General features: G+C 70.1%; 10 protein-coding genes and 1 pseudogene. 4 read left to right on the forward strand and 7 right to left on the reverse strand.

The features are described from left to right. Positions 1 to 277: 277 nt before the first annotated feature. Positions 278 to 2,791: an FAD-dependent oxidoreductase gene (locus HCK04_RS33005; RefSeq protein WP_142651289.1), complete on the reverse strand. Its 2,514-nt coding sequence runs from the start codon at positions 2,789 to 2,791 to the stop codon at positions 278 to 280. A 72-nt stretch (positions 2,792 to 2,863) separates the two neighbouring features. Between HCK04_RS33005 and HCK04_RS33010 the strand changes: the two genes are divergently transcribed. Beyond that, positions 2,864 to 3,784: a choline/ethanolamine kinase family protein gene (locus HCK04_RS33010; protein ID WP_142651290.1), complete on the forward strand. Its 921-nt coding sequence runs from the start codon at positions 2,864 to 2,866 to the stop codon at positions 3,782 to 3,784. Positions 3,785 to 3,796: 12 nt separating this feature from the next. Beyond that, complete coding sequence (locus HCK04_RS33015) at positions 3,797 to 5,344, forward strand: amino acid permease (protein ID WP_142651291.1); 1,548 nt, start codon at positions 3,797 to 3,799, stop codon at positions 5,342 to 5,344. Between the two features lie 4 nt (positions 5,345 to 5,348). Here the strand turns inward: HCK04_RS33015 and lipB are convergent, their stop codons facing one another. The 6 genes from lipB to HCK04_RS33045 form a co-directional block, all read right to left on the reverse strand. Further along, positions 5,349 to 5,987, reverse strand: a complete 639-nt coding sequence (gene lipB / locus HCK04_RS33020; protein WP_142651292.1) for a lipoyl(octanoyl) transferase LipB — start codon at positions 5,985 to 5,987, stop codon at positions 5,349 to 5,351. A gap of 52 nt (positions 5,988 to 6,039) precedes the next feature. Further along, a complete protein-coding gene (locus tag HCK04_RS33025; protein WP_142651293.1) occupies positions 6,040 to 6,249 on the reverse strand; it encodes a PspC domain-containing protein in 210 nt (69 codons plus the stop codon). Between the two features lie 103 nt (positions 6,250 to 6,352). Beyond that, positions 6,353 to 7,162, reverse strand: a complete 810-nt coding sequence (locus HCK04_RS33030) for an ABC transporter ATP-binding protein (protein ID WP_142651294.1) — start codon at positions 7,160 to 7,162, stop codon at positions 6,353 to 6,355. 10 nt (positions 7,163 to 7,172) lie between these two features. Next, the gene (locus HCK04_RS33035; protein WP_142651295.1) at positions 7,173 to 8,219 is read right to left on the reverse strand and encodes an iron chelate uptake ABC transporter family permease subunit; all 1,047 of its coding nucleotides are present in this window, start codon (positions 8,217 to 8,219) and stop codon (positions 7,173 to 7,175) included. Further along, on the reverse strand, positions 8,216 to 9,265 hold the full coding sequence (locus HCK04_RS33040; protein WP_142651296.1) for an iron ABC transporter permease: 1,050 nt from the start codon (positions 9,263 to 9,265) through the stop codon (positions 8,216 to 8,218). Before HCK04_RS33040 ends, HCK04_RS33035 begins: the two co-directional genes overlap by 4 nt. A 31-nt stretch (positions 9,266 to 9,296) precedes the next feature. Continuing rightward, complete coding sequence (locus tag HCK04_RS33045; protein WP_142651297.1) at positions 9,297 to 10,349, reverse strand: iron-siderophore ABC transporter substrate-binding protein; 1,053 nt, start codon at positions 10,347 to 10,349, stop codon at positions 9,297 to 9,299. A gap of 204 nt (positions 10,350 to 10,553) precedes the next feature. Here HCK04_RS33045 and HCK04_RS33050 point away from each other — a divergent pair, with 204 nt between their 5' ends. Both HCK04_RS33050 and rho read left to right on the forward strand, forming a co-directional pair. Beyond that, complete coding sequence (locus tag HCK04_RS33050) at positions 10,554 to 11,132, forward strand: hypothetical protein (RefSeq protein ID WP_142651298.1); 579 nt, start codon at positions 10,554 to 10,556, stop codon at positions 11,130 to 11,132. Between the two features lie 332 nt (positions 11,133 to 11,464). Further along, positions 11,465 to 12,544: pseudogene (gene rho, locus HCK04_RS33055) on the forward strand (transcription termination factor Rho); the annotation flags it as partial. Between the last annotated feature and the right edge of the window lie 75 nt (positions 12,545 to 12,619).

Here is a 12,619-nt window from a genome sequence, read left to right on the forward strand (position 1 = left end):
GACGACTACGAGAATGACCGCCCAGCGCTCCGGCGGGATCGAGGGAGCGGAGCGGAAGGGAGCGAGGACCGCAGCGAAGGCCCAGCGGAGCGGGCTTCGCGAGGACCGGAGGTTCCTTCTGGCGCAGTGACCGGGGCCAAGCTTTGTCCGCTTAACCGGGGCCACGTGTCTGTCCTGCGCATGACCAACCCCCGGTCTGCCCCTTCCATACCCGGCCAAGGTCCGTCCCGCGCATAACCAGCGCCATGGGCCCCGGCCCGAGGTCCGTTCCGTCCGCTTAGTGCCAGGGCTCGGCCTTGATACGGAGGCCGTCCGGGTCATAGAGGGGCTCTCGGACGACGGTGGCGCCCACGCCGCGGCCGTTGACACCGATCTCCACTCGCCCGCCGATCTCCACGCCGCCAGGCTGCACGCCGCCGGGCTCCACGCTGCCGGGCTCCACGCTGCCGAGTTCCACTTCCAGGGGAAGGTACGCGTACGCGATCGAGCGGCCGACTCGGTGGCCGAAACCGCCGCTGGTGACGCGGGAGACGGGACGGCCGTCCAGCCGGACGGGCTCGCCGCCCAGGCAGACGTCACGATCGTCGTCGAGCACGAGGCAGCGCAACGCCGTACGGGGGCGGGGCAGGGCGGCCCGGCGCTCGGGGCGGACGGCGAAGGCGAGCCCGGCCTCCAGAGGGGTGGTCTCGGGTGTGATGTCGAGACCCCAGACCCGGTAGCCCTTCTCAAGACGCAGTGAGTCGAGCGCGCGGTAGCCCGCGGGCCGCATGCCGTGCGGCAGGCCCGCCTTCATGAGGGAGTCCCACAATGTCAGCCCGTATTCGGACGGGCAGTAGAGCTCCCAGCCGAACTCGCCCACGAAAGTGACCCGCTGGGCGAGCACGGGGACGTGCCCCACGCTGATCTCGGCGGCCCGCAGGTAGCCGAAGGTCAGATCGTCGTCCGTGAGCGACGCCAGGATGTCGTACGCCCGGGGCCCCCATAGGCAGTAGCAGGCGTAGGCGGAGGTGACGTCGGTGACCGCGAGCCCGTGACGGCGCAGCAGGGCGGCGTCGTGAGGCCCGAACGCGGTGCCGGTGACGAGGCGGAACCGGTCCTTCGAGAGCCGGGTCACGGTCACGTCCGCCTCGATGCCGCCGCGTGCGTTGAGCAGTTGGGTGTAGACGACCGAGCCGTCCACGCGGTCCAGGGTGTTGCCCGCGAGCCGCTCCAGGTCGGCGACGGATCCGGATATTTCCAGCTTGACGAAGGACGACTGGTCGAACAGCCCGGCGGCGTCCCGCGTCGCCAGGCACTCCTCACGGATCGCCGGAGACCAGACCCGGCCCGCCCAGCCCCTCGGCCGCGCCCCGCCCCCACCCGTAGCGCCCGAATCGGAAGCGCCCGAATCGGAAGCGCCCGAATCGGAAGCAGCGTCGGACGGATACCAGTTGACCCGCTCCCAGCCGGCCTTCTCGCCGAAGGACGCGCCCAGCGCCTCGTGCCGCACCCAGGCGGGCGAACGGCGCAGCGGCCGGGCGGCGGTGCGTTCCTCGCCGGGATAGACGATGTCGTAGTACTTGCTGTAGGAGTCCAGGGCCCTGGCGCGGGCCCAGCGGGCCGAACGGGCGTAGGAGCCGAAACGACGCACGTCCATGCCGAAGACGTCATATTCGGGAGCGCCCTCGACGATCCACTCGGCCATGACCTTGCCGACACCTCCGGCGGCGGCCAGGCCGTGGACGCAGAAACCGGCCGCCACCCATAGCCCGGCGACCTCGGTCTCCCCCAGCAGGAACTCCCCGTCGGGCGTGAACGCCTCCGGCCCGTGGACGACCTTGCGGAACGCCGCCGGGTCGTCGCCGTCCCCGACCGCCTTCAGTGAAGGCACCCGCCGGACCGCCGATTCCCACGACTCGCGGAACTTCGGCATGTCGGGCGCGAAGAGGGTGCGCGGCTCGGACAGGGGCCGGGCGGCGTCCCAGATCTGCGGGCTCCTGATGTAGCCGCCGACGAGGATGCCGCCGTCCTCCTCGCGGAAATACACGATGTTGTCCGGGTCGCGGACGGTCGGCGTGTCCGCCGGGACGCCGGACGGCGGGGTCACGACGTATTGGTGCTTGATCGGCACGATCGGGATGTCGGCCCCGGCCATCCGGCCGATCACTCCGGCCGCCGCCCCCGCCGCGTTCACGACGGTCTCGGTGCGCACGACGTGCTCACCACCCTCACCGCGAAGGCGTACGGCAACGACGCGGCCGTCGTGGACGTCGACGCCGGTGACCTCGACGCCGGTAAAGATCCGTACGCCGAGCCTGCGGGCGCCCTCGGCCAGGGCGTGACCGAGCCGGGCCGGGTCGAGCCAGCCGTCGCCGGGCAGCCACAGCGATCCGAGGACGTCGCCCACCTCCAGCAGTGGCAGCCGGTCGAGCGTGCCCCGGGGGTCGAGCAGCTCCAGGTCGAGCCCGTACGTCTCGGCGGCCCCGGCCTGGCGCAGCAGTTCCTCCATGCGCTCGGGGGTGGTGGCCAGGCGCAGGCCGCCCACACCGTGCCAGCCGGGGTCGAGCCCGGTCAGCTCGCGCAGCTCGGGGTAGAGACCGGCCGAATACATGATCATTCTGGTCTGCGTGACGGTGGACCTGAGCTGGCCGACGAAGCCGGCGGAGTGCCAGGTCGTGCCCTCGGTGAGGTCGTGCCGCTCGACCAGGATCACGTCGGTCCAGCCGAGCCTGGCGAGGTGATAGGCGACGCTGCATCCGGCCACTCCGCCGCCGATGACGACGGCGCGGGCGTCTACTGGAAGTTGCGACATCGGTACCGTCCTGTAACACCCGGCCCAGAAAATCTGATCAATGGTCTGAAGGTAGACCAAAAGGAGCCGGGCATGCCAGATCCCGTCGCAGACGCAATGGATCTCGTCACGGCCTGGGCCGGGCGGCCACTGACCTTCACGACGATCAAGGGCGGGCTCAGCCACCACATCGCCAGGGTCGACAGCGAGGACGGCGACCGCTGGCTGCTACGGGTGCTCGACCCGCGCATCTCCGAGACCGGCCTCGGCATCCCGCTCGACCAGGAGATCGCCAACACGGTCGCCGCCGCGGCGTCCGGGGTCGGCCCCCGGGTCGTCCACGTGCTGCCGGGCGTCCTCCTCCTGGAGTGGATCGATGGGGTCACCCTCGACGCCCCGGCCGTGGCCGCGCGGATCGAGGAGGTGGCGGTCGCCTGCCGCCGGCTGCACGCCGGCCCGCGCTTCGGCAACGACTTCTCGATCTTCGACAAGCTCCGGGAGTTCGTGACGCGCTGCCGGGCCCACGGCCTGGCCCTTCCCGCCGGGTATGAGGACGCGCTGCCGGTCGTGGCCGACATCGAGGCGGCGCTGGCCCGGCGCCCGCTCCCCGCGGTCCCCTGCCACAACGATCTGCTGGCCGAGAACCTGATCGCCACCGGCGACGGCGTCCGGATCGTCGACTACCAGCTCTCCGGCAACAACGACCCCTGTTTCGAGCTCGGGGACATCGCCGCCGAATCCGATTTCGACCCCGACCAGGTCGTACGGCTCACGCGGGCCTATTTCGGCGACGACGAGCATGTCCCCCGGGTGCGGCTGAACCTCATCATGTCCAACCTCACCTGGACGCTCTGGTTCGTCATCCACGAGGGGCTGGTCCACAACACGGCCCTGCCCGGGTTCGACTACTCCGCCGAGGCCGCCGACAAGTTCGCACAAGCCGTACGCGACCTCGGGGATCCCAGCTTCGGACGCCTGCTCGACGGCGTCCGAGAACTCCGCACCAGTAGTTAAGAGGAGGCCTCAGTGGCGCAAGCCCTCGACGACGACGCCAAACGACTAGCGGAACTCGGTTACAAGCAGGAACTGGCCCGCACCTGGAGCGGGTTCTCCAACTTCGCGATCTCCTTCTCGATCATCTCGATCCTGGCGGGATGTTTCACCACCTTCAGCCAGGCGTGGAACAACGGCGGGCCTCTGGCGATCTCCATCGGCTGGCCGCTGATCTCGGCGTTCATCCTCATCATCGGGTTCTGCATGGCGGAGCTGGTCTCCGCGTACCCCACGGCGGGCGGCATCTACTGGTGGGCGGCCAAGCTGGGCGGGCCCGTCCACGGCTGGTTCACCGGCTGGCTCAACCTGATCGGCCTGATCGCGGTGACCGCGTCGGTCGACTACGGCTGCGCGACGTTCCTGAACATCACGATCGGCCGGTTCAGCGACTCGTGGGCGAACGGCAACGCGCTGCACCAGACCTTCCTGTTGTTCGCGATCGTCCTGGTGCTCCACGCGTTGATCAACATTTTCAGCCACCGCCTGATCTCCGTGCTGCAGAACGTCTCGGTGTGGTGGCACGTGTTCGGCGCGGCGGCGGTCGTGCTGATCCTGATCTTCGGCCCGTCGAAGCACCAGGACGTGGGCTTCCTGTTCGAGACGTTCAACAACTCCGGCTTCGGCAACGGCGACGGCGGCCCGACGTTCTGGCTGTACGTGCTACCGCTGGGCTTCCTGCTCACGCAGTACACGATCACCGGCTTCGACGCCTGCGCCCACGTGTCGGAGGAGACCCACGGCGCGGCCCGCACGGCGGCCAAGGGCCTGTGGCAGTCGATTTTCTACTCGGCGATCGGCGGCTGGATCCTGCTGCTGTCGTTCCTGTTCGCGGCCACGAACGTGGACGCCGTCAACGCCGAGGGCGGCTTCGTCGGGGCCATCTTCACCTCGTCGCTGTCGTCCACGCTCGCCACCGTCATCTTCGGCATCTCCACCATCGGGCAGTTCTTCTGCGGCATGAGCTGCGTGACCTCGATGTCGCGGATGACGTACGCGTTCTCCCGGGACGGCGCGGTGCCGGGCTGGCGGCTGTGGTCGAAGGTCGACCGCAACCGCACACCGGTCAACGCCATCATCGGCGGGTGCGGGGTCGCGCTGCTGATCACGCTGCCCGCGCTCTACGCGCCGGAAGGCACGACGACCCCGGTGGCGTTCCTCGCCGTGGTGTCCATCGCGGTGATCGGGCTCTACCTCGCGTTCCTCATCCCGATCTGGCTGCGCCTGCGCGCGGGCGACTCCTTCCAGCCCGGACCATGGACCCTCGGCCCCAAATACAAGGCGTTGTCCTGGATCGCGGTGATCGAGATCGCGATCATCTCGATCTACTTCGTGCTGCCGATCGCCCCGTCGGGCGTCCCGGGCAACAAGGACTTCACCTGGACGTCGGTGAACTACGCCCCCATCGCCGTGGGGGCCGTGCTCATCGGCATCGCCCTGTGGTGGCACCTGTCGGCCAAGCACTGGTTCGCCGGGCCCCGCCGTACGGTCGACGACGCGGGCGACCGCGAAACGGTCGGGTAACCCCTCAGGAGGCCTCGAACGCCGCCGCGACGACTCGGCGGGTCTCCTCCATGGAGGCCCGTCCGAGCTCGCGGGCGATCGAGGTCATCTCCACGTCGGGCATGCCGCACGGGACCGCGAGATCCCACGGCGTGAGGTCGCCGTCCACGTTGAGCGCGAAGCCGTGGCTGGTGACCGACCGGCTCGACCGCATGCCGATCGAGACGATCTTCCGGCCGGTGTCCCGGGTCCAGACGCCCGTGAGCAGCTCCGATCCGGGCGGGGTGTCGCGCCGCTCGGCCGGGACGCCGAGCTTCGCCAGCGCCTCGACCAGCCGCAGCTCGACCTCGCGGATGTAGTCGACCACACCTTCACCGGTCCGCAGCTTCACGATGAGATAGCCGACGAGCTGCCCGGGCCCGTGATAGGTGAGCTGGCCGCCGCGGCCGGTCGGCACCACGGGGATGCCGGCCGACGGGTCGGGCAGATGCGTCTCCAGCGTCCGCTTGCCGATCGTGAAGACCGGCGGATGGCTGAGCAGCCACAGTGTGTCGGGCCGCGCGTCGTCCTGCCGCTCCGCCACCAGCGCGTCCATGCGCTCCATGGCCTTCTCGTAATCGACCAGCTCGTCCTGGACCAGGGTCAGGGGCCGTTGCCGCATCATCGCTCACCTCTTTCGATGTGAGCATAAACGCGGCCGGATGGCCCCGTGCTTCCTACCTGTGCCCGTACGAGTAGTGGTAGTCCGTGGAGGCGGGAGCCTTGGGGAACAGCACCCACATGATGAGGTAGGCCACGAACTGCGGGCCCGGCAGCAGGCAGGACAGCAGGAACAGCGCCCGCACGACCGTCGGCGACATGCCGTACCGGTCCGCGATCCCCCCGCAGACGCCGGCGATGATCCTGTGCTGTCTCGATCGGTACATCGATCGGCTCCTTTCGTCATCCGGTCCAACGGACGGCGTAGAAGCACCCGTTCCACGAGAAACCCTGAGAAAACCCCGATCCCGACCCTGAGACGACAGAGATTCAGTGCTGCCAGGGCGCGCCCGGCACGACCAGCGGGCCGCCCGTGACCGGATCCGGCACGACGACGGAGGCGAGCCCGAAGACCTCCTGGACCAGGTCGGCGGTGATGACGTCGCCGGGCGCGCCCTGGGCGACGATCCGTCCCGCCTTCATGGCGACGATGTGGTCGGCGTATCGGGCGGCCTGGTTGAGGTCGTGCAGGACGACGACCACGGTCCGGCCACGCTCCCGGTTGAGCTGCCGCACCAGGTCGAGCACCTCCACCTGGTGGGCGATGTCGAGATAGGTCGTCGGCTCGTCGAGCAGCAGGAGGTCGGTGTCCTGGGCGAGGGCCATCGCGATCCAGGCCCGCTGCCGCTGGCCGCCGGACAGCTCGTCGACCGGCCGCTCCGCGAGATCGCCGGTCTCGGTGCGGTCCATCGCCTCGGTGACGGCCTTCTCGTCCGCCTCCGTCCACTGCTGCCACCACTTGTGGTGGGGCTGCCGCCCGCGGGTGACGAGTTCGGAGACCGTGATCCCCTCCGGCGGCACGGGGGTCTGCGGCAGCAGCCCGATCTCCCGGGCGACGCGTTTGGTGGGGATGCGGGCCAGCTCGGTGCCGTCCAGCAGCACCGAGCCGCGCCGCGGCTTGAGCAGCCGGCCCAGCGCGCGCAGGAGGGTGGACTTGCCGCACGCGTTGGGCCCGATGATGACGGTGACCTGCCCGTCCGGGATCTCCAGGTCGAGGCCGTCGACGACCGTACGGTCCTCGTACGTGAGCACGAGCCCCTCGGCCCTCAGGCGGTTGCCGGTCATGCTGTCGCCGGTCATGCGGTGCCTATCATGTCGTGCCTCCGGAACGGCTGCGGGTGCGGACGATCAGCCACATCAGATAGGGAGCGCCCACCACCGCGGTGAACACGCCGACCGGCAGCTCGATCGGGGAGAACAGCTTGCGGGCCAGCAGATCCGCGATGGTCACGATCAGGGCGCCGGTCAGCGCGGAGCCGAGCAGGGGGATCTGCGCGGTGCGCGACAGGCGGCGGGCGATCTGCGGGGCGAGCAGTGCGACGAAGTCGACCGGTCCCGCCGCGGCCGTCGCCACCGACGCCAGGACGACGCCGAGGACGATCAGGCCCAGGCGGACCCGGCCGAGCCGTACGCCGAGAGCGGTCGCGGTGTCGTCGTCGAACGACACCGAGCGCTGGGCCCGGGCCGCCCAGAGCAGCGCCGGTGTCAGCACGAGCAGGATCGAGGCGAGCGGCGCGGCGTGATCGTAGCCGCGGCCGTTGAGCGACCCGGTGAGCCAGACCTTGGCCTGCTGGGCCACCAGGAAGTCGCCCTTGGTGAGGAACAACTGCGTCAGGGAGCCGAGGGCCACCGAGATGCCGATGCCGATGAGCACGAAGCGCGAGGCGTGCAGGCCCCTGCGCCAGGCGAAGACGTAGACCAGCGCGGCGGCGGCCAGGCCCCCGACGATCGAGATGTACGGCAGGGTGTCGTACGCCGCGACGCCGAAGGTCATCGCGGCGACGGTCGCCGCGCCCGCGCCCTGGGTCACGCCGATCACGTCCGGGCTGGCGAGCGGGTTGCGGGCCACGGTCTGGACGAAGGACCCGGCGAGGCCGAAGGCGGCGCCGGCGAGCAGGCCGACCGCGAGGCGGGGCATCCGCAGCGTGCCGACCACGAACTCGTCCGGGCTCGGCTGCCCCCACAGCACCCGGAGGACCTCCGCGGGGCTGACGAACGACTCGCCGACGCACAGGTAGGCCACGGCGGCCAGCGCGAGCGCCGCGCCGAGCAGGACGGCGACGAGGGCCGCCCTGCGATGCAGCAGGAAGCTCCCCCGCCCCACCCGCAGGACGGCGAAGCCCACGGGGCGCGTCATGCCGCCACCACCGCTTTCCTGCGTACGAGGGCGATCAGGAACGGCACGCCGAGCAGCGCGGTCATGACCGCCACCGGCACCTCCGAGGGCGGGAAGACGATGCGGCCGATGACGTCGGCGACCAGGAGCATCACGGGACCGAGCAGGGCCGCCGCGGGCAGCACCCAGCGGTGGTCGGTGCCCACGATGGCCCGCGCGATGTGCGGAACGGCCAGGCCGGTGAAGGCGATCGGGCCGGCGGCGGCGACCGCGACGCCGGTCAAGACGGTGGCGCCGAGACCCCCGAGGATCCGCAGCAGGGGGACGTTGTGGCCGAGCCCCTTCGCGACGTCCTCGCCGAGCGCGAGCGCGTCGAGCCCCCGGGCCATCGCGAGGACCAGCAGCAGCCCCGCGAGGAGGAACGGCCAGGTCTGACCGGCGATCTCGGCGCTCCGGCCGCTCAGCGAGCCGACATGCCAGAACCGGAACTCGTCGAGGGCTTGGGCGTCGGTCGTGGTGATGCCGGAGACCAGGGAGGCGAGCAGGGCGTTCATCGCGGTGCCGGCCAGGGCGAGCTTGACCGGGGTGGCGCCGCCGCGCCCGCCGCTGGCGATGACGTAGACGGCGACCGCCGCGATCCCCGCGCCCGCGAAGGCGAACCACACATAACCGGTCAGCGAGTGCACTCCGAGGAACGCGATCGCGCACACCACGCCCACCGAGGCACCCTGGCTGACGCCCAGGATGCCGGGCTCGGCGATGGGGTTGCGGGTGATGCCCTGCATGACCGTGCCGGCCACGGCGAGGGCGACGCCGGCCATCACCCCGACGAGGGTGCGGGGCACCCGCAACGACCGTACGACCTGGGCGTCGCCGCTGCCGCCGCCGTGCGTCAGGGCGTCGATCACCACGCTCGGCGCGATCTGGCGGCTGCCCACCGCGAGGCTGAGCAGCACGGCGAGGACCAGCAGCGCGGCGAGGGCCAGCAGGATCGCGCCCCCGGCGGTCGGGCCGACACGGTGTGAGGTGGCACGACGTCGGGCGCGGCGGCGAGTGGCACGGGACATTCGTTCGCTTTCTCGGAGCGGGACCACGTGCCTACTTGACGAGGTACCGCTCCAGGTCCCCGACGACCTGCATGGCGGCGGTGACGCCGAGACCGAGATACCAGGTCTCGTCCGGGACCTCGTAGGCGTGCCCCGCCTTGACCGCCTTGAGGTCCTTCCACAGCGGGTTGCTCTGGACCGCCGCCTTGTTCGTGGCCTTCGGGTCGCCGTACACGCCGGTGAAGATGACGTCCGCGTCGGCCTGGTCGATGTTCTCCGCGCTCACCTCGGCGGCGAGGTCGGGGATGTTCTGGTTGGCGGGGCGCGGGATGCCGGCGTCCTTGAGGATGGTGCCGATGAAGGAGGCGTTGGCGTAGAGCCGGATCACGCCGTTGGGCATGAAGCGCACCATCGAGACGACGGGCTTGTGGTCGCCCAGCTTCGCGCCGAGTGCCTTCACCTTGGCGTCATACTCGGCGAGTTTCGCCTTGGCCTCCTCGGTCTTGTCGAGGGCGGCGGCGTTGAGGAGGTAGTTCTCCTTCCAGGTGAACCCGGGACGGATGGAGAACACGGTCGGGGCGATCTTCGACAGCTCGTCGTACTGCTCGGCGGCGCGCAGCCGGCTGCCGAGGATGAGGTCCGGGTGCAGCCCGGCGATCGCCTCCAGGTTGAGGTTGTTGATCGTGCCGACGTTCTTCGGGTCGCCGGCGTCCTGCTTCAGGTAGGACGGCAGGTCGGGCGAGCCCTCGCTGGGCGCGAAGCCGACCGGCTTGACGCCCAGGGAGACGACGTTGTCGAGCTCTCCGACGTCCAGGACGACGACCCGCTTGGGCTGGGCCTTGATCTCGGTCGTGCCCATGGCGTGGGTGATGGTGCGCGGCCACTCGCCCGGCTTGGCGGTGGTGCCCATCGCGGCGGTCTTCTCCGCGGCGGTGCCGAAGTCGGAGCCGCCCTTGGCGACGGCCTTGGCGGCGTCGGCGGCGGACGTGCTCGTGCCCCCGCCGCTCGCTGCGCCGCTGCCGGAGGAGGCGCCGCAGGCGACCAGTGAGAGGGCGACTGCGACGGCGCCGATACCGAGACCGATACCGCGGTGCCGGAGAGACATACGGGGGCTCCCTGCCGAGGGCTGAATTTAGGTAAGCCTTACCTTATAGGTAGATCCCCTTGAGGCGACAAGCCCGAAAAGTGTGGTTATGGTCACCGACAGCCGCCCGGCGCACCAGGACGTCGATTCGACCACCTCCCGCTGGTGATCTTCTTCGGGAAGAGGGCATATAGGGAGACAAACGACCGTCTCTGGAGTCTAAGCATGGATATCGCCACCTTGCAGGGGCAGACCCGCCTGTACCTGCGCCAGAAGATCACCATGATGGTGAACAGATATGTCGTCCATGCGGCGAACCCCGACGGTTCGGAGGGCGAGGTCGTGGCCTTCGCCGAGCAGAAGCGGATGGCCCTGAAGGAGCAGGTGACGCTCTACACGGACGAGTCCCGGCAGACGGAGCTGGCCGGGTTCAAGGCGCGCAAGGTCCTCGACCTCGCGGGCGAGTACGACGTGGTGGACGACACGGGCCACCCCATCGGCACGTTCCGCAAGGATTTCGGCCGGTCGCTGCTCCGCTCGACCTGGCATCTCCAGCAGCCGGGGCTGCCGACGCTGACCGGGCAGGAGCGGCAACTGGCGGTCGCCCTGTTACGCCGGTTCTCCGACTCGCTGCAGTGGCTGCCCTACCACTTCGACTTCAGCATCGGCGCCTCGATCGCGTTCTCGGTCGACCGCAGGTGGGGCCTGCGCGACCGCTACGCCATCGAGATCCGCGATCCGCGCCTCGACCGCCGCCTGGTCATCGCCATGGCCGTCGCGCTCGACGCCCTCCAAGCCCGATGAAGGCCGATAGAGCCCGATAGAGGATGATAGAGGCCGGTAGGGCCCGCTAGATCACGGGGAATTGCCGCGACACGTGCGCCTGTTATAGTCAGCGACAAGCCGTATGGTTCTGGCTCCGTCTCTGAGCCCATACGCGCCCAGCACAGCAGGCCGGTCCTCCAGCTCCGGCCGCTTCACGAATCTCGCGCGAATCCCGCTGCCTGCGGACGAACGCGCACTCCCACACCCACCCACGCTTTGCCCCAGACAGCTCCGGCACAAGGAGTCCCATGACCACCACCACTCTCAGCGTTCCCAAGCAGCGCAGCACTTCCCGCACCGGACAGGCCCGTACGAAGGACGCCCCGGCCGTCGAGGTCACCGGTCTGCTCGACCAGGCGGGCAGGAACACGGTGATCCGCACGAACGGCTACCTGCCCGGCCCGAAGGACGTGACCGTCCCGGCCGCGCTCGTGGACGCGCTCGACCTGCGCCGCGGCGACCACGTCCGCGGCGTCGCCCAGAACGGCCTGCTCACCTCCGTCGCGATCGTGAACGGCGAGCCCGTGGAGACCGCGCGGCCGCACTTCGCCGACCTCGTGCCGATCTATCCCGACGAGCGCCTGCGCCTGGAGACGACGCGCAACATCCTGACCACGCGGGTCATCGACCTGTTCGCGCCGATCGGCAAGGGCCAGCGCGGCCTGATCGTCGCCCCGCCGAAGGCCGGCAAGACCATGCTCCTCAAGGCCGTCGCGAACGCGATCACCACCAACCACCCCGAATGCCACCTCATGGTCGTCCTGGTGGACGAGCGGCCAGAGGAGGTCACCGACATGCGCGCGTCGGTGCGGGCCGAGGTGATCGCCTCGACCTTCGACCGCGCACCGCAGGACCACATCACCGCGGCCGAGCTCGCCGTCGAGCGGGCCAAGCGGCTCGTGGAGGCGGGCCGTGACGTCGTCGTGCTCATCGACTCGATCACCCGCCTCGGCCGGGCGTACAACATGGCCGCGCCGAGCGGCGGGCGCGTGCTCACGGGCGGCATGGACGCCGGGGCCCTGCACCAGCCCAAGAAGGTGCTCGGCGCCGCCCGCAACATCGAGGGCGGCGGCTCGCTCACGATCCTCGCCACCGCGCTGGTCGAGACCGGCTCGAAGATGGACGACAACCTCTTCGAGGAGTTCAAGAGCACCGGCAACATGGAGCTGAAGCTCAGCCGGAGCCTGGCCGACCGCCGGATCTTCCCCGCCGTCGACGTCGTCGCCTCCGGCACCCGCCGCGAGGAGCTCCTGTTCGACCCCGCCGAGCTTCCCCTGACGCGCAGGCTCCGCCGGGCGCTGCACGAGCAGGAGTCCATCGAGTCGTTCCTCACCTCGATGAAGAACACCGGATCCAACGCCGAATTGCTTCTCGCCCTGCGCCGCGCATGATGTGAGCCCGGAATGTGAGCCCGGAATGTGAGCACCGGCACCAAGCCCCTGCCTGGCCGGCGCCGTGTGACCGGC

The sequence above is a fragment of the Microbispora sp. CL1-1 genome (assembly GCF_012034195.1).
In the GTDB taxonomy this organism is placed as follows: Bacteria; Actinomycetota; Actinomycetes; order Streptosporangiales; family Streptosporangiaceae; genus Microbispora.